This window comes from Burkholderia sp. MSHR3999 (assembly GCF_000833595.1).
Classification (GTDB): Bacteria; Pseudomonadota; Gammaproteobacteria; order Burkholderiales; family Burkholderiaceae; genus Burkholderia; species Burkholderia ubonensis.
In genome coordinates this window covers 867,666-886,835 of record NZ_JRFO01000007.1, presented here as the reverse complement: position 1 = coordinate 886,835, position 19,170 = coordinate 867,666, and the positions used below count along the sequence as shown (strand labels likewise).

The following is a 19,170-nucleotide window of genomic DNA, read 5'->3' as shown; positions in this document are numbered from 1 at the left end:
TCCCGAAGTCAGTAGACGAAGCCCGCGGCGCCGACCAGACGCGGCGTGTCGCCCGACAGCAGGTCGAGCCCGAGGTTGCGCTGCACCGCGAACTCCAGGTCGCTGCTCGGCCGCGCGACGGTGTCGATCGCCTGCTCGAGCTGGCCGGGCCCGGCCGGCTGCACGATGTACGGCGTGACGATCACGACGACCTCGGTCTTGTTGTCCTGGAAGTTCTTCGACGAGAACAGCCGGCCGAGCACCGGCAGCCGGCCGAGCCCCGGGATCTGCGACACGACGTCGCTCGTCTGGCTCTGCAGCAGCCCGCCGATCGCGAAGCTCTGCCCGCTCGACAGCTCGACCGTCGTCTCGACGCGCCGCACGCTCAGCGCCGGCACCTTGACGCCGCCGGTCGTCACGCTGTTGGTCGGATCGATCTCGCTGACCTCGGGCCGCACCTTCAGGCTGATCCGGTTCTCGGCGAGCACGGTCGGCGTGAAGTCGAGCGACACGCCGAACGGCTTGAACTCGACCGTGATCGCGCCGGTCGTGGTGCCGCTCTGCGCGACCGGAATCGGAATCTCGCCGCCGGCGAGGAAGCTCGCGGTCTCGCCCGACATCGCGGTCAGGTTCGGCTCGGCGAGCATCGTGATCAGCCCTTCCTGGTCGAGCGCGTCGAGCACGACGTCGATCGACCAGCGCCCCGCGCGGAACCCGCCGAGCACCGAGAACGCGCCCGTCGGCGACAGGTTGAACAGGCTCGTGGTCGGGTCGAACAGCGTGCGCCCGTTGAACAGCCCGCCGATGAAGTTGCCGGAGCCGCCGAGCCCGCTCCAGTTGATGCCGAGCTGCTGCGTGATGTTGCGGCTCACCTCGGTCACCCTCACGCGCAGGTTGACCTGGATCGGGCGCGACAGCGTGAGCCGGTTGACGAGCTTTTCCTTGTCCTGCAGGTACGGCGCGAGCGACTGCATCACCGCGTCCGCGTCGGCCCCGCTCGGCACCTTGCCCGACACCATCAGCGAGCCGGGCGCGCCGGACACCTTGAGCTGCCATTGCGGAAAGCGGCTGTCGAGCACGCGCTGCAGCGACGGCGTATCGGCCTGCACGATCACGGTCTTGCGCAGGATCGGCCGGTGGTTCGCGCCGAGCGCGATCAGCGTCGTCGTGCCGGCCTTCTTGCCGAACACGAACACGGTGCGCGGCGACGGCACCTGGATGTCGGCGATGGACGGATCGGCGACGAACATCGTGGCCGCGGGCTCGGGCAGCGACAGCAGGTCGCCCTTGCCGGCCGCGAGCGTCAGCGGCGCGCCCGCATCCGGCGCGCTCGCGCGCTGCGCGAACGCGACGCCGGGTGCGCCGGACACGAATGCGCAAGCCATGCACCACAGAGCGATCCAACGAACCATGCGCACCATGCGTTTTCTCGTCAAATGCCCAAATGCCGGTCGCCGCGCGGCCGGTCCGATCCGTCACTGCGTGGCCGTCCCCGGCGGCTGTGGCGCCTGCGCGGCGAGGTTGCCGCCGTTCGACGCGCCGTTCGATACGCCGGGCAGGCCCGGCAACCCGGACGGCAGCGGCGGCACGCCGGCCATGCCGATGCCGCCGCCGCGCGCCCCGTCGTCGACCGTCGAGCCGCGGTAGATCACCACCGTATTGTTCTGCCGGGGCAGCCGCGCGCCGGCATCCGGCGCGGCGCCCGGCGCGCGCGTCGCGTCGCGGAACGCGCGCGACACGTCGCCGGCCCACACCGGCGGCGTGTCGGGCTCCTGCTCGTCGCCGCCCGCCGGCTGCCGCCGGTCGCTCGTCGCGAAGCTGCGCAGCGCGAGCGACAGCGAGCCGAGACGCGTCGCGACCAGCACGACCTGCGCGGTGCGCGGCGCGACCTCGAGCGTGACCGTGCGCGCGTGGACCGTCGCGTCCGCGCCGCTGGCCGGCCCCTTCGCGCGCTGGAATTCCGAGCCGACCGCGAGCACGCGCGCGCGCCGCACGACCGTCTCCGCCTCGTACGCGCCGGGCTCGGCCGTCGTGCCGCCGATCTGCTGGGTCAGCAGCACGTCGACGAAATCGCCCGGCTGGATCAAGCCCGCGTTGCCCGACACGTCGTCGACCGGCACCGAGATCGCCCGCATGCCGGGCTTCAGCGCCGCCGCGAGAAAATCCGGCGCGCCGGCCGCGATCACGTTGTCCGCGCGGATCGGCGCGCCCGCGCTCACGCGGTTGCGCAGCAGCGCGCCCTTCAGGTCCGCGCCCGGCTGCGACTCGACGAACGCGCCCGGCGGCACCTGCGCATGCGGGACGCGCTTCCACGCGAGATCGTTGTCGCGCAACAGCAGCCCTTCCGGCAGGTCGGCGGCCGCGACGCGCACGCGCACCTCCGCGGACTCGACGGGCGCCTTGGTGGTGGACGCGGCGACGTACAGCTCGCGCAGGATGAACGCGCCGATGCCGGCGGCAATGATCAGCGCGGCCATTCTCAGGGGTTTGGGCATGGCGGCGTGCGTCCCCCGGCTAAGTGAACGTGGCGGCGTGCGCAAACGACGCCCAGACCGACAGCGCGCCGCCCAGCGCGAGCGGGACCCCGTACGGCACGCCGCGCGTCGCGACGGGACGCGCGGGCGCGGTGCGGCGCTGCCGCGCGTCAGCCGCGAGCGCCGCGATGCCGCACGCAAGGCCGCCCGCGCCGACGATCGTCAGCACCGGGACGGCCAGCGCCGGGCCGGCCCACAGGAACACGGCCGCCGCCAGCTTGACGTCGCCGCCGCCGATCCAGCCCGCGTGGCGAAGCCCGCCGAACAGCAGCAGCATCGCCGCGCCGGTCGCGACGTGGCCGGCCACCGGCGCGAACCCGTCGCGCACGAGCGCCGCCGCGACGAAGTACAGCGTCGCGAACGCCAGCACCGCGCGATTGGACAGGCGCCGCGCGCGCAGATCCTGCACCGCGAGCGACGCCAGCACGGCCGTGGCCACTGACTGCACGAGATAGAGCATGAGCGGAGCCGTCCGTCGGCGCGCCTCCGCGCGGGATACGTTCGACCGCTGCGGGTCCTTGCGTGCGTCGGCGGCGCGAGGTCAGGGAATCAGATCAGGCCGGTCACTTTCGTGATCAGCGCGGTGAACAGGCTCGGCAAGCCGCCCGACGAACTGCTGAGGATCGCGCCGACCGCCGCGAGCGCGACCACGACGATGCCGGCAAGCACCGCGTATTCCATCGAGCTGACGCCGCGTTCGTCACGCAGCAGGGACTTGGCGTATTGCAGCATGGCAACCTCCTTGCAACGGGGTCGGTGATCGACCGTTGAACGTCATGGCGTTGCGTGACCCCGGCCGCCCTCACGTCGGGCCGCTCGCATCCCCGGAGTCAACTCGATCGCTGCGCCGCCGGCAGGCACCTTGCCGACGACCTGATTCGTCTTGGGTATAGACAATTTTCCGGACGAATTCAAATTATTTGGCGTCGGAGTGTATTTATGGATAGCACCCCGCAACAATCAAACAATTTTCCATTGCGTCGCAATTGTTTCTCGCGAAGCAACGGAATTCCGGAGCGTTGATCGGGCGCGTGCGCGTCCCTTCACGGGCGAATCGGCTGTTCACCGCGCGCAAGCAGCGCGTCGATTTTCATTGCATTTTCGGGCCCGCGCGTCGGCTTCGATTTATTACCGATGCGCTCGCGCGAGTCGGTAAAAACGACGAATCCGGATCGATTTTTTATGCGGGTTTTGCTGCCTTTACGTCAATCGAGCCACACGCCGTCGAACCGGTGTCCGCCCAGCGGCGAGAACGCGAGGCCGTGCACGCGCGTCGACACCGGCAGCGACACGATCGAATGCGCGATCGGCGTGAACGGCACCTGGTCCTTGAACACGACCTGCGCCTGCTCGTACAGCGCCGTGCGCCGCGCGACGTCGGCTTGCGCGCGCGCCTGGCCGATCAGCCGATCGAATTCCGCGTTGCACCACTTCGACAGGTTGCTGCCGTGCACGGCGTCGCAGCCGAGCAGCGCGCCCAGCCAGTTGTCCGGGTCGCCGTTGTCGCCCGACCAGCCGTACAGGATCGCGTCGTGCTGCCCGTCGAGCTTCGCGCGCCGGTTGTATTCGCCCCATTCGTAGCTGACGATCTTCGCGCGCACGCCGAGCTTCGCCCAGTCCTGCTGGATCAGTTGCGCCATCAACTGCGCGTTCGGGTTGTACGGGCGCTGCACCGGCATCGCCCACAGCGTCAGCTCGAAGCCGTTCGGAAAGCCCGCGCGCGCCAGCAGCGCCTTCGCCGCCGCGAGGTCGCGCGGCGCATCCTTCAACCGCGGGTTGTACGACCATTGCGCGGGCGGCATCGGGTTGGTCGCGATCTTCGCGTCGCCGCCGAAGACGGTCCTGATGATCGCGGCCTTGTCGATCGCCATGTCGAGCGCGCGCCGCACGTCGACGCGGTCGAGCGGCGCATGCTGCGTGTTGTACGCGACGAAGCCGACGTTGAAGCCCATCCCCGAGAACAGCGTGAGCTTCGGATCGCGCTTCACCGTGTCGAGATCCGCGGGCCGCGGAAACACCGACACCTGGCATTCGCCGCTCGCGAGCTTGTGCAGCCGCGTCGCGGGATCGGGCGTGATCGCGAACACCAGGTGCGCGAGCTTCACGTCGTCCGGCTTCCAGTAGTCGGGGTTCGCGTCGTAGCGGATCACCGCGTCCTTCTGGTACGCGCGCAACTGGAACGGCCCGGTGCCGACCGGCAGCTGGTTGATGTCCGCCTCGCGATGGCGCGCCGCGAGCTGCGACGCGTATTCGGCCGACAGGATCGACGCAAAGGCCATCGCGAGATTGCGCACGAAGATCACGTCGGGCGTCTTCAGCACGAAGCGCACCGTGTCGTCGTCGATCTTGTCGATGCGCTCGATGTTGCGGTCGAAGCCGAGATCGCCAAAGTACGGAAAGCTCGTCGGATACGCCTTGCGGAACGGATCGTCCGGATCGAGCATCCGGCGGAACGTGAACACCACGTCGTCGGCCTGGAACGGCCGGGTCGGCTTGAACCACGCGGTGGTCTGGAATTTCACGCCGCGCCGCAGGTGGAACGTATAGATGCGCTGGTCGGGCGACACGTCCCAGCTCGTCGCGAGCCCCGGCTCGGGGTCGAGCGTTCCGCGCTTGAACTGCACGAGCGCGTTGTAGATCGTGAACGTGCTCGCGTCGAAGTCGGTGCTCGTCGTGTGCTGGCCCGGGTCGAAGCCGGCCGGGCTGCCTTCGGAGCAGTACACGAGCGTCTTGCCTGCCGGTGCGGCAAGCGCGTGCGACGCCGCGAGCGCGCCCAGCGCGCCGGCGAGCAGGCCGAGCCGGAGCCGACGCGCGACGGACGAAACGAAAGGAGTCTTCATGATGGCGATGACGGTGAGAGAAAGCGCAATGGACTGCGCTTCATCTTCGCGCTCGCGACGCCGATCGCTTACCAATTAATTCGCCATTGCTTATCGCAGCGGCAAGCGGTGGAAAGCGGTGGAAAGCGCCGGCGCGTTCGCCGATTCGCTGCTTTCGATATGCGCAAAGATTGGTTGGCGCGCCACGCCTGCCGACGTAAGGTCGTGGGTCCGTCCGGCGTGGAGTGCGCCGTCAACCCGCTGCGCTTCCCCTTCCCTGGCCCGAGGCTGCCCGATGAGCAAACGTCACACTCCGATCGACACCGCCCCGGCCGATGCGCGCCGCCGCCGGCTGCTGCACGGCGCAGCCGCCGGGCTGGCCGGTTTCGCGCTCGCGCCGCTCGCCGGTGCGCCCGCCCATGCGCAAGGCCACGGCGCGCGGCTGCGGATCGGCTTCCAGAAATACGGCAATTTCGTCGTCCTGAAGGCGCGCGGCACGCTGGAAAAGCGGCTCGCGAGCCAGGGCGTCGCGGTCGAATGGCTCGAGTTTCCCGCCGGGCCGCAGCTGCTCGAAGGGCTGAACGCCGGCGCGATCGATGTCGGCACGGTCGGCGAAACGCCGCCGATCTTCGCGCAGGCCGCGGGCGTCGACTTCGTCTACATCGGCAGCGAACCGCCCGCGCCGCGCGGCGAAGCGATCGTCGTGCCGTCCGACTCGCCGATCCGCTCGGTCGCGCAGTTGCGCGGCAAGAAGGTCGCGCTCAACAAAGGCTCGAACGTCCACTACCTGCTCGTGAAGGCGCTCGAGCACGCGGGCCTCGCGTATGCCGACATCCAGCCGGTCTACCTGACGCCCGCGGATGCGCGCGCGGCGTTCGTGCAGCGCAACGTCGATGCGTGGGTGATCTGGGATCCGTACCTCGCCGCCGCCGAACGGCAACTGAATGCGCGGGCGATCGCGAACGGCGAGGGGCTCGTGCGCAACACGCAGTACTATCTCGCCGCGCGCAAGTACGCGGCCGCGCAGCCGCAGGTGCTGCGGGCGCTGCTCGACGAAGTGGACGCGGTCGATCGCTGGGCGCGCGACCATGTGGCGGACGTCGCCGCGCAACTGTCGCCGCTCGTCGGCCTCGACGCGCCGACGCTCGAAGTCGCGCTCAAGCGCGCGGGCTACGGCGTCCAGCCGATCACGGATGCGACGCTCGCGTACCAGCAGAGCATCGCCGATGCGTTCAGCACGCTGAAACTGATTCCGGCCAGGGTGACGGTCGCGAACGCGCGCTGAGCGCGGCGCAACGGGTGGCCGCCCGCGCCGGCCCGCGTCACCACGCCTGCCGGTAGATCTCCAGCGCATCCGCTTGCGTCACCTCGCGCGGATTGTTCACGAGCAGGCGGGTCTGCAGCATGGCTTCGGCCGCCATCCGCGGCAGGTCGCCCTCCGTCACGCCGACCTCGCGCAGCGTGCGCGGAATGCCGGTCGCGGCGATCAGCCGGTCGATCTCGTCGATCAGCGCGCGGGCTTTCGCTTCGTCGCTGCCGGCGGCGGCCGGCGCGACGATCGCCGCGAGTTCCGCATACAGCGGCGCGGCGGCCGGCGCGTTGAAGCGCAGCACGTGCGGCAGCACGAGCGCGTTCGACAGGCCGTGCGGCACGTGGAAGATCCCGCCGACCGGATACGCGAGCGCGTGCACGGCCGCGACGGGCGCGTTCGCGAACGCCTGGCCGGCGAACATCGCGCCCACCAGCATCGCTTCGCGCGCGCGGCGGTCACGGCCGTCGTCGCAGGCCGCGAGCAGGTTGCGCGACAGCAGCGTCAGCGCGTGCTGCGCCAGCATGTCGGACACCGGGTTCTTCAGGCGCGCGGACGTATAGGCCTCGATCGCGTGGACCATCGCGTCGATGCCGGTCGCCGCGGTGGCCGCGCGCGGCAGGCCGAGCGTCAGCTCGGCGTCGAGGATCGCGACGTCGGCCAGCAGGTGCGGCGACACGACGCCCATCTTGCGTGCTTCGCCGACCGTCACGATCGACACCGACGTCACTTCGGAGCCGGTGCCGGCCGTCGTCGGCATCTGCACGAGCGGCAGCCGCGCGCTCGTGACCTTGTCGACGCCGTACATTTCCGCGAGCGGCTGCTGTCCGGGCACGAGCGCCGCGAGCAGCTTCGCGACGTCCATCGACGAGCCGCCGCCGAGGCCCAGCACGATCTCGGCGTCGGCCGCGACCGCCCGCGCGGTTGCGTCCAGCACCACGTGCTCGGGCGGATCGGCAACCACGTCGTCGATCACGGTCACCTGCCAGCCGTGCGCGGCGAGGCTCTCGAGCGCCGGCGCGAGCACGCCGCCGCGATGCAGGAACGCATCGGTGACGACGCACAGCCGCGCAAGCGCCGGAAAGCGTTCGCGCAGCAGCGCGCCGAGCCGGCGCGCCGCGCCGAACTCCACGATCAGCGACGGCACGGTGCGGAATTGAAACGGGTTCATCGGGTGTCTCCTTGATGAGGTGCCGCGCAGGTGCAACGTGGCGGCTCAAGTCGCGGCGATCGCGCAGCGGAATGATCCTGCTCGAACCGATCCGCTGAAGATGCGGCGTTTCCCGATGGGCGTCAAGTGCGTTCGCGGTGCGCTAACGCTTCGCTTGAGCCAGGAGCGACAGCAAGCGCTGGCGATCCTCGCGAAGCACGTCGCGCATGTGGGACCGGCTTCGGCGTCGGGCTCGCGCGTCGAACGGCGGCTACCTGCTGTGGGTCTGGCTGCCGGATCGCGTGCCGAGCATGGCGCTCTACCAGCTCGCGTTCGAAGCGGGCATCACGTGTGCGCCGGGGCCGCTGTTCGCGGTCGACGATGCGTTCGCGCATCACGTTCGGCTGAATTGCGGGGAGAAGCTCGACGCGCGACGCCGCGACGCGTTGATCCGGCTCGGCGGGCTGGCGTGCGCGCTGGCGGAACGCGACGCGGGCGTGCCATCGCCCGGATAAGGCTTGCGGAACGTCGTCCCGCAAGCCTCGAGCGAGGTTCATGACGCGCTCGAGCAGGCTGTCGCCCGCTCCATCGAGCGCGCCCGGAAACACGCATCGTCAAAAACAGGTCGTCGGATTGTAGGACCCCGGCGGAAGGGTGGAGCTCTTCTTGAATACGTGGCAGGCAACCCCGCTTCGACTCACGGTGACATGCCTGTCGCTGGCTGCGCCCGGGGGCACGGTTCCGCCGCCGTGCTCCCCTTTGACGTAGTAGCACGTATCGTCTTCGTATGCGCTGCGCAGCTTCGCGTCGCTCGAATTCTGCACCCTGGCGGGCCAGCCGCTCAGTCCCCCCTCCTTCTGATAGTTGACCGAAAACTGGCACCCTGCGGCTTGTGCGTGCCCCGTCAGCGCGAACAACGGCAGCATCACGTACAGACACTTCGGAATGGAACGTTGAAACATGATTTGCTCTCCTGATTGACTTTCGCCCGGAACAGGCTGGCATTGAAATGACATCGGTACGCCGGGACTTCCTCAGATGACTGCGCCGAGTACCGCCAGGTGATTGGGCGACAGGTCGGTAACCTCGACACGGATGTTGTCGTGCAACGCATAGGCGTTGTTGATGCGGAAGGTCAGATTCGTCGAGCCGGGAAACATTTCGATACAGCAGTATTGGTCCTGCCCGTGAAGCAGGCCCAGATGGATCGCCACCCACCAGTGCGTGTAGTTGGGCGCATTGTTCACGCCGTTGGTCACCGGCTCGTAGTGCACGAAGACGTAGTAGCGCTCGCCATTGGCTTGCGCACCCGCGCCGGGAGTCATGTTGCCGAGCTCGCAGGTGGATCTGGCCACGACGTCCACGACGCTGGTAAACCAGTTGCCCCAGGGTGGCGCGCCGGCGATCGCATAGCCATGCGCATCGTATTGAACGTACTCGGCGTGCCGCGCGGCGGCGAAGTTGACTGCCGGCAGATGGTTGGCCCACGCGGAGCCTGCGTTGAGCGCGGCGCCGGTCGCGATCGACGTGAAAATCTGTGCCGGATCGTTATTGACCGGCGTCCCCAGCCCGGAGCTGGCCCAACGCCAGCAACCGCATTCGTTGGCGGGAATGTTCCAGCCGGGAAGCGCCAGCGCCAGATTGACGCTGACAGTGGCGCCGCCGGGGTTGTTCACACAAGCATTGCGCAACGCGTTGAGTTGATTCAGTGCGAGTGGCATGTCGGTTCCTCGATATCGTCAGGGTTCGCTTACTTGGTCTTGAACACGTCGGCGGAAAATTTCCCGTCGGCGACCTTGAGCGGCCACGCGCTCCTGCCCCCCTGCGGTTTCGGCCAGGGCGAATTCAAAGGCGTCGTGTTCCTCGGCGCGTTGAGGCTGAATTGTTGCGACGGTTGGGCGACGGGCGGCAATTTCGGGGCAGCGTTCGGCATGGTGATTCCCTCCTGAAAGAGGCTTGGTGGTTGATGCGGTTCGCGTAGCAGCACGAAGCATGTCGATTCGGCGATGTCCCATTGTGTCGAGCGGCAGCCATCGCGCCTATAGATCGAAAGTCACGCGCGAGGTCATGGGCGCAAGGTCGTGGCCCTTTGAGACGCGGGCCGGAAACCACCCACGATCGCGCCCACGATCGCGCCTACAATCGACGCCACGCGCGTTGCCCGCGTGACATCGAGGAGCCGTCCATGCCCAAGATCGATCTCGCCAATGTCCCGGAGCGCAAGGGCTCCGGCTATCCGCCGCCGTTCGATGCCCGCTGCGCCGAGCGCATTCGCCAGCGGCTCGGCGATGCCGGCGGGCTCGCCGACTTCGGCGTGAACCTGATGCGCGTGCCGCCCGGCAACTGGTCGAGCCAGCGTCATTGGCATACGGCCGAGGACGAATTCGTCTATGTCCTCGCAGGCGAGCTGACGCTGATCGAGGACGGCGGCGAGACGGTGCTGCGCGCCGGCGACTGCGCGGCGTTCCCGAAGAACACCGGCAACGGCCATCACCTGATCAACAAGTCGGGGGCGATGGCCGTCTATCTCGAAGTCGGCTCGCGCTCGCCCGATGACGTCATCACCTGCTCCGACGTCGACATGATGAGCCCGAGCGCGGACGGCCGGTTCCTGCACAAGGACGGCACGCCTTATCCGGCATCCGGCGGCGACTCGCGCACGGGATCACCGGCGGCATGACGATGCACGCCGCCGGGCGCGCCTGATTCTTGATTTCAAGTCAAAAGGATTTCGCTTTTGACGCCGTGTTCACTCGAGAGCAAAGCGGGCACACTCGGCCCCGTCGAGCGCACCGCCAACGCGTTCGAACCGGCCCACCGGGACGCCTTCGCAGGAGCTCGTCAACATGAACGCACCGATCGACCGCCAGCCGTGCCGCAGCGGGGCCGGCGATCACGTCGCCGAAGGCATCCGCGCGCCCGCGCCTGCCGAAGCGACATACACGTGGCAACCCGTCGCCGACGGCATCTACGCAATCGCATGGCGGAGAACCGAAGGCTCGACCGTCGCCGGTCAATCACCTCGCCGCTCGCGTGCGACGCCGTCGCCCGAACTGGACCGGCTCGAACGCAGCCTGCGAGGGCTGTGAACGCGTTCGCATCCGGTCCGCCCCGACGCCTCGACTTTTTTCCCAACCGCGTGTACAACACGGCGACTGACGCGCCCGTCGGAAGGGCGCGCATCACTTCACGAGAAACCCCAGATGAAGCTTTCCTTCGAGGCGCTCGAGGCACTGGACGCGATCGATCGCACCGGCACGTTCGCAGAAGCGGCCGAGCTGCTGCACCGCGTCCCGTCGGCGCTCACCTATCTCGTCCAGAAGCTCGAAAGCGATCTTGGCGTCGCGCTGTTCGATCGCAGCGGCCGCCGCGCGAAGCTCACGCAAGCCGGCCGGGTGGTCGTCGACGAAGGCCGGCGGCTGCTGTTCGCCGCCGGCCAGCTCGAAATGAGGGCGCAGCGGATCCAGTCGGGATGGGAAGCCGAGCTGCGCATCTGCATCGACGAGATCATGCCGTTCGCGGCGCTGTGGCCCTATGTGCACGCATTCGACAAGCTGAACATGGATACGCGCCTGCGCCTGTCGACCGAAGTGCTCGGCGGCTCCTGGGACGCGCTGATCACTCGCCGCGCCGACCTGATCGTCGGCGCGCCGGGCGAGCCGCCGCCGCTCGCGAACATCGTCACGCGCCCGATCGGCGAAATGCGGCACGTGTTCGCGATCGCGCCGCACCATCCGCTCGCGGCCGAGCCTGAGCCGCTGGCGATGGCGGACGTCGCGCGGCACCGGCGCATCGTCATCAGCGATACGTCGCGCGCGCTGGCGCCGTGGTCGATCGACGTCGAGCCCGGCCAGCAGGTGCTCGCGGTATCGAGCCTCGCCGCCAAGGTCGCCGCGCAATGCGAGGGCCTCGGCGTCGGCTCGCTGCCCGAGTGCATCGCCGAGCGCGCGATCGCGGACGGCCGGCTGATCACCCGCAAGGTCAACGGGATGCGGGACGTCACGCAGTGCTTCCTCGCGTGGCGCGACGACGAGATCGGCCGCGCGCTCGGCTGGTGGATCGAGCAGTTCGACCGCCCGGACCTGATCGAGCGGTTCACCGAAAGCCTCTGACGAGAACGGTCGTCAGCAGCGTACGGCCGCCGGCCGCTCGATTCCGGCGAGCGTCCCGCCGAGCCGCTCGAGCTCCGCGACGAACCAGCGTTCGCCCGTTTCGTCGCAGCGCTGCAACGCCGCTTCGAGCGCGGCCTTCGCTTCGCCGGCGCGACCGTCGGCAGCCAGGCAGCGTGCGTACTGCGCAAGCAGGAACGTCTGCATCGCGCCGTAGCCGGTATCGGACAGCGCATCGAGCGCGGCGCGAAACCGCGGCGCCCACGCCGCGCCCGCGCCGGTCGCCGATTTCAGGTATTCGTCATAGCATTCGCAGCACGCGAGCCAGACGCTGAAGCCCGCGCGGCTCGCGCACGCGCGCAGCGCGGCGATACCGCGCTCAGCGACGTCGAACGCGCCCGCGAGCAGCGCGACGGGGATCAGCGCTTCGGCCAGCACGGCGCCGATCACGGTGTCGGGCGCGTAGTCGCACGCGAGGTCGAACGCCTGCGTCGCGAGGCCCAGCGCCTCGTCCGGCGCACCGAGCGCCCACTGCACGCGCGCGAACATCGCCTGCGCGACGATGCCTTGCTCGGGGTGCAGGCCGGCCGCATGCCAGCGCCGTTCGCCGTACGCGCACACGCTCAGCATCTGCTGGAACCGGCGGTGCGCGGCCTCGTGCGCGCCTTCGTAGTGAAGCGCGGTCGCCTCGGCGTGCAACGCGAGCATCTGCGCCGACGCATGGTCGAGCGCCTGCGCACGCGCGCGCAGGCGGCGCGCCCACCGCAACGCGTCGCGCGCGTGGCCGGCCTGCTGGCTCGCGCTCCAGCGGCCCCACAGCGCGCGCAGCTCGTATTCGGCGTCCCCCGCCGCGACGGCCAGCGCGTGCACCTCTGACCACGCCGTCTGCACCGCCTGCGTCGGGCCCGCCGTATGAGCCAGCGCCAGCGCGAACGCGGCGAGCAGCGGCATCCGCGTGGCGCCGGACACCGGCGCGATGTCCGGGTCGAGCGTCGCGTCGAGCGCGACGCGGGCCCGCTCGCAGCATTCGTCGACGAGCGCCAGGTCGAACAGGCACGGCACCACCACCGCCGCGAGCGCGATGCCGACCGCCTTGTCGCCGGCCGGCGAGAACGCCCAGTCGAGCGCGGCGCGCAGGTTGCCGAGCTCGTGCCGCACGGCGTCGAGCCAGGCGGCCGACCGCGCGTCGAAGCGCCCGGCCGGCGCCTGCGCGAACAGCGCCTGGAAAAACCGCGCGTGCGCGAGCGCCGCCGCCTTGCATTCGCCATTGTTCTCGAGCTGCTGCAGCGCGTAGGCGCGCGTCGTCGCGAGCAGCCGGTAGCGCGGCGCCCCGTGCGCGTCCTCGCGGATCAGCAGCGATTTCGAGACGAGGCCGGCGATCGCGTCGAGGATGTCCGTCTCCGACAACCCCTTCCCTTCGACGACGTCCTCGACCGCCTCGAGCGAGAAGCTGTCGCGGAACACGCCGAGCCAGCGCAGCAGCCTGCGCTCGTGGTCGCCGAGCAGGCGGTAGCTCCAGTCGTACATCGCCTGCAGCGTCTGGTGGCGCGGCAGCGCGGTGCGGAAGCCGCCCGTCAGCAGCCGGAAATGGTCGTCGAGATGGTTGGCCAGCACTTCGACGCCCAGCAGCGCCGCGCGGGCCGCGGCAAGCTCGATCGCGAGCGGCAGGCCGTCGAGGCGCCGGCAGATCGCCGCGATCAGCAGCAGGCTGCGCGGGTCCAGCGGAAAGCCCTGATCCGCCGAGCGCGCGCGGGCGACGAACAACTGCACCGCGCTCGTCGCCAGGATCGCATCGCCGCAGTCGTCATCGCCGGGCACGTTCAGCGGCGGCACCGGACGCAGCCACTCGCCGCGGATGCGCAGCGCCTCGCGGCTGGTCGCGAGGATGCGCAGGTCCTGGTGCGCGTCCGCGAGCGCATCGGCGACCTGCGCGACGGCATCGATCACGTGCTCGCAGTTGTCGAACACGAGCAGCATCCGGCGCTCCGCCAGATGCGCGGCGACGGTTTCCAGCGTGGCCGTGCCGGTCGGCTCCGCGATGCCGAGCGCGGCCGCGATCGCATCGGGCACGAAGCGCGGGTCCGACACCGCCGCCAGCGGCACGAACGCGACGCCGTCGGCGAAGCGCGCCGCGACCTGCTGCGCCACCTCGACCGCGACGCGGGTCTTGCCGATGCCGCCCGCGCCGACCAGCGTCACGACGCGCGCGGCATCGAGCGCGGCGATCACTTCGGCGATCGTCCGCTCGCGGCCGATGAGCACGGACGCCGCGGCGGCGAGCCGCAACGCCGGCGGCGCCTCGTCCCGAGGGGCCGGCGCGTCGTCGTGGCGGCGGACCGCGAGCCGGTAGCCGCGCCCCGGCACGGTCACGATCAGGTCGCGGTGGTCGGCGAGCGCCTTGCGCAGCGCGGCGATGTGCACCTGCAGATTGTTTTCCTCGACCACGGTGCGCGGCCAGACGCGCTGCATGATGTCGTCTTTCGATACCAGCGCGCCATTCGCCAGGATCAGCAATTCGAGAATGTCGAATGCGCGACTGCCGATGCGTACCGGCTGGCCGTTCGCTTGAATTTCACGTTTATCGAGAAAGACTTGAAGTGGTCCAATGCGGATCATGGCGATTCGGTCTTTCCGGAGATGAGTCAATGGCGGCCGGCCCGACGTGCCGCCGCTCAGGACGTCCATACTACGTTGTTTGCGCTTCCCGACGCTTTAAATATTCAGAACAATCTAATCGAATTTTTTGAAGTATGCGTGCTTTTTTTATTCGGTTGAATCGTCCGGCCGCCAGGCATTCGAAAATCGAATGAAAATCCGTCGCGGCATGACGCTTCATGCTTCATAACAATTCAGGTTCGGCTCAGGACTTTCGGCGACCGGCCGGGCAGACTGCCTGCCAGCTACGGCAAACCGGCGCGCCCGCCTCGTCGCGCGCCGGCGGCAATCTTTCACCGACTTCGGACCATGCCCGCCCACATGAACGACGCACCGACCGCCCCGTTCGCACGATGAGCCCCCCGACGATGGGCCAGAGCGTCGCCGGCATCCGGATTCCCGACAGCGCGCTCGCGCGGGCCGCGGCAGCGGCCGCGCAGGAGCCGGCGCTCCTGTATCGGCACGCGATGCGGGTCTTCCTGTTCGCGTCGCTCATCGGCCGGCGTCGCGCGCTGGCGTTCGACGCCGACCTGCTGTACGTCGCCGCGCTGTTTCACGACATCGGCCTGACCCGGCGCTACCGGGATTCGCGCCACCGGTTCGAGGTGGACAGCGCGAACGCCGCGCAAGCGTTCCTCGACGGGCATGGGGTGCCGGCGGCCGAGACGGCCGAGACCTGGCGCGCGATCGCGCTGCATACGTCGTTCGGCATCCATCCGCACATGGCGCCGCTGACGGCGCTGCTCGGCGCGGGCGTCGAAACCGACCTGTTCGGCTCGCACTTCGATGAAGTGACCCGCGCCGAACGCGATGCCGTGCTGCATGCATGGCCCCGCGGCGCCGGCTTCAAGGAACTGATCCTCGAAGCGCTCGCCGAGGGCATCGCGCAGCGGGCGGCAACGACGTTCGGCAGCGTCTGCGCCGACGTGCTGGAGCGCCACGACCCGAACTATCGCCGCATGAACTTCTGCGGCCGGGTGCTCGGGTCGAACTGGAAAGACTAGCGGACTGGATGACGCGAGGCCTTCAGCGACGGGCCAATCGGGCGATGAGACTGTCGAGCTCCGTCGCGAGGATCATGTCCGCGCCGTTCGCCGGCCGCTTCGCGCCGCGCCACTGCGGCTTGTAGACCGCGTCGCCGATCCGGATCCCCTTCCCGCTCAGCGCGCAGCAACTGCTGATCCGGGATTTCGCGCTGATCCAGCGCTGCTCGTCGTAGCGGAACCGCGTCGGGTCGCTCCACGACAGCAGCACGGACGAGCCGGTCTGCCGCTCGGCCGCGACGACCGTGGCGCGGCGGCGCGCGTCGCCGCTGGACGGCACCGGCGCGACGTTGCGGTGGCGGCGGCCCGCGCCGTTCGCGTCGAGGATCGATGCCGGCAGCGCGCGGCCGGCGGCGGCGGATGGGTCGAGCAGCGTGATCATCCGTGCCCAACGGCTAAGTTCGTTCATGACGGCGTGTCCTCGGAAATGGCGCCCCCCCGTTCGCGTCGCTGTCCGGCACCGACAGCGCGGCGGGAGCCGGCACGGGATCGACGATAACCGCTGCGCGATGAATAGTCCTTTAGCGAATCTGAATCGTTCTGGCGTGCATTTCCGGCACTTCCGGCGCCGCCGGCAGGAATCCGAATCATTCCTCGAATCCCGCACACGCCCCGTTCAAGAAAATTCAGATCGCTTCAGTACACGCCAAGGGGCTCGCGTGTAGGCTCCCCGCTGTGTTCGCATCCGTCGCGACCGCATCGCGACGGCGGGCGCTTGCCGGTCGCCGGGCGAAGTCGCCGCGCGCCGATCACCTTCATCATCCGTTTCATGCGGTGTCGTTCCACCGCACGCTCAAGGAGACCCAATGCGTTCCACGCAAACCGACGCCGTCGAATCGGCCCGGCGCCGCGACATGCTGTTCGCCGGCGCGACGGCCGTCGCCGCCGCCGCGCTGCCCACGGCGGCCACCGCCGCCGGCGCGCCGAAACACGCCGCCACCACTTCTGCTCATCACGGAGCCCACGCCATGAACACGATCACGACGAAAGACGGTACGCAGATCTACTACAAGGACTGGGGCACGGGCCGCCCGGTCGTCTTCTCGCACGGCTGGCCGCTGTGCGCCGACGCATGGGACGCGCAGATGCTGTTCCTGCTGCAGCACGGCTATCGCGTGATCGCGCACGACCGCCGCGGCCACGGCCGCTCGGGCCAGCCGTCGCAAGGCAACGACATGGACACCTACGCCGACGACCTCGCGGCGCTGCTCGACGCGCTCGACCTGCGCGAAGCCACGCTCGTCGGCCATTCGACGGGCGGCGGCGAAGTCGCGCACTACATCGGCCGCCACGGCACGCGGCGCGTCGCGAAGGCGGTGCTGATCGGCGCGGTGCCGCCGATCATGGCGAAGACGGCCGCCTATCCGGGCGGCCTGCCGATCGACGTGTTCGACGGCATCCGCAAGAACGTCGCCGCAAACCGTTCGCAGTTCTACAAGGATCTCGCGGTGCCGTTCTTCGGCTTCAACCGGCCGAACGCGAAGGCGTCCCAAGGCACGATCGACGCGTTCTGGGCACAGGGGATGATGGGCGGCATCCACGGCCAGTATCAGTGCATCCGGGAATTCTCCGAGGTCGACTACACCGAGGACCTGAAGAAGATCGACGTGCCCACGCTGATCCTGCACGGCGACGACGACCAGATCGTGCCGATCGACAATTCGGCGCGCCTGTCTGCGAAGCTCGTGAAGCAGGCGCAGCTCAAGGTGATCCCGGGCGGCTCGCACGGGATGTGTGTCGTCGACGCCGACAAGATCAACGCCGAGCTGCTCGCGTTCCTGAAGGCGTAACGCGCCGCGCGCCGGCGTGGCGACGCGCGCCATGCCGGCCGCATGCCCGACACGCCGTTCGCGAGCGCAACCGCGGCGTCGGCTTCGCGTTCGGCCGGCACGAGAACCTGATGGCCCGCGCCGCGATCACCGTCGAGGCGTCGGCAGCGCGCACGACCGGGCACGTGACGCGCCACCGTGCAGGTGCGCGCCGCACACGCTCATGCGCGATGAAGCCGGCGCGGCTTCCGGTGCCGGCCCGGCGCCGGCCGGCTGATCGCGTTCGCCGCCTTCCGCCGGCTGCGACGCCGGGCCCGCCCCGGCAGGCACGACCGCCGCCGTCACGCCCCATTGCTCGCGCTCATGGCGCGCATGGCACGCGGCGACGCGTTCGAATTCCCCCGCGTCGCGCAGCTTCTCCAGCGCATATGCGCGGGCCGATTCGGTCAGCCGATACTGCGCGCGAGCGCCCCGAAACTCGACACTCAACAGCGACTTCGCAACCAGCTCGCCGAGCCCGCCGATCGTCTCGACGAGCGGCGTGCCGGGCGCCGTCGCCACGGCGCGCGCGTCATCGAACGTGAACGGGCCGCTGAAGCAGCCGAGCCGCCGAAACAGCGCACGCGCGGCGGGATTCAGCAGCGCATGGCTCCAGTCGAGCGTCGCCCGCAGCGTCTGGTGGCGCGGCGGCGCGCAACGCAAGCCGCCGGTCAGCAGGTTCAGGCGATCGTCGAGGCGCGACGCGACCCCTTCGATGCCGAGCGTCGCGACGCGCGCGGCCGCGAGTTCGATCGCCAGCGGCAGCCCTTCGAGGCGCCGGCAGATGTCTCCGGCCAGCCGGATGCCGCCTTCGTCCACCTCGCGGCCGGCGGTCGTCGCGCGGACGCGGCAGAGAAACAGCTGGACGGCGGCGCAGCCGGCGATCGCGTCGGTGCGCGCGTCGCGGTCGGGCACCGCGAGCGGCGCGAGGCGCATCACGCACTCGGCCGGGACATGCAGCGGCTCGCGGCTGGTCACGAGCATGCGCAGCGTATCGGTGCGCGCCGCGAGCGTCTCGACGAGGCGCGCGACCACGTCGACGACGTGCTCGGCGTTGTCCAGCACCAGCAGGCAGCGCGAGGCGGCGATCGCGTCGGCAATGGCGTCGATGCCGGGCACGCCGTCCGCCGGCACGCCAAGCGCGGCCGCGAGCGCGCGCAGCACGTCGTCGCGCGTCGCTGCGCACGCGAGCTCGACCCAATGCACGGCGCACCGGGCGCGGCGGCGCATGTCGCGCGCGACCTGCGCGGCGACGCTCGTCTTGCCGATGCCGCCGGCGCCGGCCAGCGTAACGACCGGCATCCGGTCGAGCATGTCGATGACCTGCCCGATTTCGGCCTGCCGCCCGATCAGCGGCGCCGACGGCAAAGGCGGGCCGTCGCCGGGCGTCGATGCGTCCTGCGGCCGCGAATCCGGCGGCGAGCCGGCGACCAGCAGGTAGCCCCGGCCCGGTACGGTCTTGATCAGGTTCCGGCTCTCGCCGAGCAGCTTGCGCAGCGCCGCGACGTGCACCTGGAGCAGGTTCTCCTCGACGATCGCGCCGGGCCAGACGGCGTCCATGATGTCGTCCTTCGACACGACGGAACCGTTCGCGCGATGCAGCACCTCGAGAATCTCGAACGCGCGTGCGCCGATGCGCAGCGGCACGCCATGCCGGCGCAGGTCCCGCTGCTCGAAATCCACCGACAACGTCCCGATCCGGACCATGGCTGCCCCCTGCGACCTCTTGATGACGGCCCGGCAAACACGGCAATGCCGGACCGG

18 protein-coding genes and 1 pseudogene are annotated in these 19,170 nt (G+C 69.7%); 7 read left to right on the top strand and 12 right to left on the bottom strand.

The window, feature by feature from the left end; translation table 11 throughout:
* Nucleotides 1-8 precede the first annotated feature (8 nt).
* From KY49_RS27520 to KY49_RS27500, 5 genes are all read right to left on the bottom strand, one after another.
* A complete protein-coding gene (locus KY49_RS27520; protein ID WP_042587562.1) occupies nt 9-1,400 on the bottom strand; it encodes a type II and III secretion system protein family protein in 1,392 nt (463 codons plus the stop codon).
* Between the two features lie 54 nt (nt 1,401-1,454).
* Complete coding sequence (cpaB, locus tag KY49_RS27515) at nt 1,455-2,474, bottom strand: Flp pilus assembly protein CpaB (RefSeq protein WP_042587561.1); 1,020 nt, start codon at nt 2,472-2,474, stop codon at nt 1,455-1,457.
* A gap of 19 nt (nt 2,475-2,493) precedes the next feature.
* On the bottom strand, nt 2,494-2,973 hold the full coding sequence (locus tag KY49_RS27510; RefSeq protein ID WP_042587560.1) for an A24 family peptidase: 480 nt from the start codon (nt 2,971-2,973) through the stop codon (nt 2,494-2,496).
* 89 nt (nt 2,974-3,062) lie between these two features.
* On the bottom strand, nt 3,063-3,245 hold the full coding sequence (locus tag KY49_RS27505; protein ID WP_042587559.1) for a Flp family type IVb pilin: 183 nt from the start codon (nt 3,243-3,245) through the stop codon (nt 3,063-3,065).
* Nucleotides 3,246-3,718: 473 nt separating this feature from the next.
* The gene (locus KY49_RS27500) at nt 3,719-5,353 is read right to left on the bottom strand and encodes an ABC transporter substrate-binding protein (RefSeq protein ID WP_042587558.1); all 1,635 of its coding nucleotides are present in this window, start codon (nt 5,351-5,353) and stop codon (nt 3,719-3,721) included.
* A 274-nt stretch (nt 5,354-5,627) separates the two neighbouring features.
* Here KY49_RS27500 and KY49_RS27495 point away from each other — a divergent pair, with 274 nt between their 5' ends.
* A complete protein-coding gene (locus KY49_RS27495; RefSeq protein ID WP_042587557.1) occupies nt 5,628-6,617 on the top strand; it encodes a sulfonate ABC transporter substrate-binding protein in 990 nt (329 codons plus the stop codon).
* Between the two features lie 37 nt (nt 6,618-6,654).
* Here KY49_RS27495 and KY49_RS27490 read toward each other — a convergent pair whose 3' ends face one another.
* A complete protein-coding gene (locus KY49_RS27490; RefSeq protein WP_042587556.1) occupies nt 6,655-7,812 on the bottom strand; it encodes an iron-containing alcohol dehydrogenase in 1,158 nt (385 codons plus the stop codon).
* A gap of 206 nt (nt 7,813-8,018) precedes the next feature.
* Between KY49_RS27490 and KY49_RS27485 the strand changes: the two genes are divergently transcribed.
* On the top strand, nt 8,019-8,306 hold the full coding sequence (locus tag KY49_RS27485; RefSeq protein ID WP_042587555.1) for a hypothetical protein: 288 nt from the start codon (nt 8,019-8,021) through the stop codon (nt 8,304-8,306).
* Between the two features lie 99 nt (nt 8,307-8,405).
* Here the strand turns inward: KY49_RS27485 and KY49_RS27480 are convergent, their stop codons facing one another.
* The 3 genes from KY49_RS27480 to KY49_RS37760 form a co-directional block, all read right to left on the bottom strand.
* Complete coding sequence (locus tag KY49_RS27480; protein ID WP_059628504.1) at nt 8,406-8,753, bottom strand: hypothetical protein; 348 nt, start codon at nt 8,751-8,753, stop codon at nt 8,406-8,408.
* A gap of 72 nt (nt 8,754-8,825) precedes the next feature.
* Nucleotides 8,826-9,512: a hypothetical protein gene (locus KY49_RS27475; RefSeq protein WP_143134641.1), complete on the bottom strand. Its 687-nt coding sequence runs from the start codon at nt 9,510-9,512 to the stop codon at nt 8,826-8,828.
* A gap of 29 nt (nt 9,513-9,541) precedes the next feature.
* A complete protein-coding gene (locus KY49_RS37760) occupies nt 9,542-9,778 on the bottom strand; it encodes a hypothetical protein (RefSeq protein ID WP_141715870.1) in 237 nt (78 codons plus the stop codon).
* Between the two features lie 198 nt (nt 9,779-9,976).
* On the opposite strand from KY49_RS37760, the gene KY49_RS27465 reads away from it, so the two are divergent.
* The 3 genes from KY49_RS27465 (at nt 9,977) to KY49_RS27455 (ending at nt 11,903) form a co-directional block, all read left to right on the top strand.
* Nucleotides 9,977-10,471 (top strand): cupin domain-containing protein, encoded by a 495-nt coding sequence (locus tag KY49_RS27465; protein ID WP_042587551.1) that lies wholly within the window; start codon nt 9,977-9,979, stop codon nt 10,469-10,471.
* Nucleotides 10,472-10,637: 166 nt separating this feature from the next.
* Nucleotides 10,638-10,880 carry a hypothetical protein gene (locus KY49_RS27460; RefSeq protein ID WP_042587550.1) on the top strand — a complete coding sequence of 81 codons (243 nt, stop codon included), beginning with the start codon at nt 10,638-10,640 and terminating at the stop codon, nt 10,878-10,880.
* 114 nt (nt 10,881-10,994) lie between these two features.
* Entirely contained in the window at nt 10,995-11,903 is a 909-nt protein-coding gene (locus KY49_RS27455; RefSeq protein ID WP_042587549.1) for a LysR family transcriptional regulator, read from the top strand.
* A 12-nt stretch (nt 11,904-11,915) separates the two neighbouring features.
* Here KY49_RS27455 and KY49_RS27450 read toward each other — a convergent pair whose 3' ends face one another.
* A complete protein-coding gene (locus tag KY49_RS27450) occupies nt 11,916-14,516 on the bottom strand; it encodes an ATP-binding protein (protein ID WP_042587548.1) in 2,601 nt (866 codons plus the stop codon).
* Nucleotides 14,517-14,923: 407 nt separating this feature from the next.
* Between KY49_RS27450 and KY49_RS27445 the strand changes: the two genes are divergently transcribed.
* Nucleotides 14,924-15,559 carry an HD domain-containing protein gene (locus KY49_RS27445; protein ID WP_042587547.1) on the top strand — a complete coding sequence of 212 codons (636 nt, stop codon included), beginning with the start codon at nt 14,924-14,926 and terminating at the stop codon, nt 15,557-15,559.
* A 22-nt stretch (nt 15,560-15,581) separates the two neighbouring features.
* On the opposite strand, the gene KY49_RS27440 is transcribed toward KY49_RS27445, so the two are convergent.
* On the bottom strand, nt 15,582-16,007 hold the full coding sequence (locus KY49_RS27440; RefSeq protein ID WP_042587546.1) for a DUF3331 domain-containing protein: 426 nt from the start codon (nt 16,005-16,007) through the stop codon (nt 15,582-15,584).
* Nucleotides 16,008-16,404: 397 nt separating this feature from the next.
* On the opposite strand from KY49_RS27440, the gene KY49_RS27435 reads away from it, so the two are divergent.
* On the top strand, nt 16,405-17,388 hold the full coding sequence (locus KY49_RS27435; RefSeq protein WP_042587545.1) for an alpha/beta fold hydrolase: 984 nt from the start codon (nt 16,405-16,407) through the stop codon (nt 17,386-17,388).
* Nucleotides 17,389-17,520: 132 nt separating this feature from the next.
* Here KY49_RS27435 and KY49_RS27430 read toward each other — a convergent pair.
* Nucleotides 17,521-19,113, bottom strand: a pseudogene (locus tag KY49_RS27430) (ATP-binding protein); the annotation flags it as partial.
* Between the last annotated feature and the right edge of the window lie 57 nt (nt 19,114-19,170).

Bases quoted from the DNA above. Each gene is read 5' to 3' on its own strand.
- KY49_RS27520 (WP_042587562.1), bottom strand. From the start codon at position 1,400: ATGGTGCGCATGGTTCGTTGGATCGCTCTGTGGTGCATGGCTTGCGCA.
- cpaB (WP_042587561.1), bottom strand. From the start codon at position 2,474: ATGCCCAAACCCCTGAGAATGGCCGCGCTGATCATTGCCGCCGGCATC.
- KY49_RS27510 (WP_042587560.1), bottom strand. From the start codon at position 2,973: ATGCTCTATCTCGTGCAGTCAGTGGCCACGGCCGTGCTGGCGTCGCTC.
- KY49_RS27505 (WP_042587559.1), bottom strand. From the start codon at position 3,245: ATGCTGCAATACGCCAAGTCCCTGCTGCGTGACGAACGCGGCGTCAGC.
- KY49_RS27500 (WP_042587558.1), bottom strand. From the start codon at position 5,353: ATGAAGACTCCTTTCGTTTCGTCCGTCGCGCGTCGGCTCCGGCTCGGC.
- KY49_RS27495 (WP_042587557.1), top strand. From the start codon at position 5,628: ATGAGCAAACGTCACACTCCGATCGACACCGCCCCGGCCGATGCGCGC.
- KY49_RS27490 (WP_042587556.1), bottom strand. From the start codon at position 7,812: ATGAACCCGTTTCAATTCCGCACCGTGCCGTCGCTGATCGTGGAGTTC.
- KY49_RS27485 (WP_042587555.1), top strand. From the start codon at position 8,019: ATGTGGGACCGGCTTCGGCGTCGGGCTCGCGCGTCGAACGGCGGCTAC.
- KY49_RS27480 (WP_059628504.1), bottom strand. From the start codon at position 8,753: ATGTTTCAACGTTCCATTCCGAAGTGTCTGTACGTGATGCTGCCGTTG.
- KY49_RS27475 (WP_143134641.1), bottom strand. From the start codon at position 9,512: ATGCCACTCGCACTGAATCAACTCAACGCGTTGCGCAATGCTTGTGTG.
- KY49_RS27465 (WP_042587551.1), top strand. From the start codon at position 9,977: ATGCCCAAGATCGATCTCGCCAATGTCCCGGAGCGCAAGGGCTCCGGC.
- KY49_RS27460 (WP_042587550.1), top strand. From the start codon at position 10,638: ATGAACGCACCGATCGACCGCCAGCCGTGCCGCAGCGGGGCCGGCGAT.
- KY49_RS27455 (WP_042587549.1), top strand. From the start codon at position 10,995: ATGAAGCTTTCCTTCGAGGCGCTCGAGGCACTGGACGCGATCGATCGC.
- KY49_RS27450 (WP_042587548.1), bottom strand. From the start codon at position 14,516: ATGATCCGCATTGGACCACTTCAAGTCTTTCTCGATAAACGTGAAATT.
- KY49_RS27445 (WP_042587547.1), top strand. From the start codon at position 14,924: ATGGGCCAGAGCGTCGCCGGCATCCGGATTCCCGACAGCGCGCTCGCG.
- KY49_RS27440 (WP_042587546.1), bottom strand. From the start codon at position 16,007: ATGAACGAACTTAGCCGTTGGGCACGGATGATCACGCTGCTCGACCCA.
- KY49_RS27435 (WP_042587545.1), top strand. From the start codon at position 16,405: ATGCGTTCCACGCAAACCGACGCCGTCGAATCGGCCCGGCGCCGCGAC.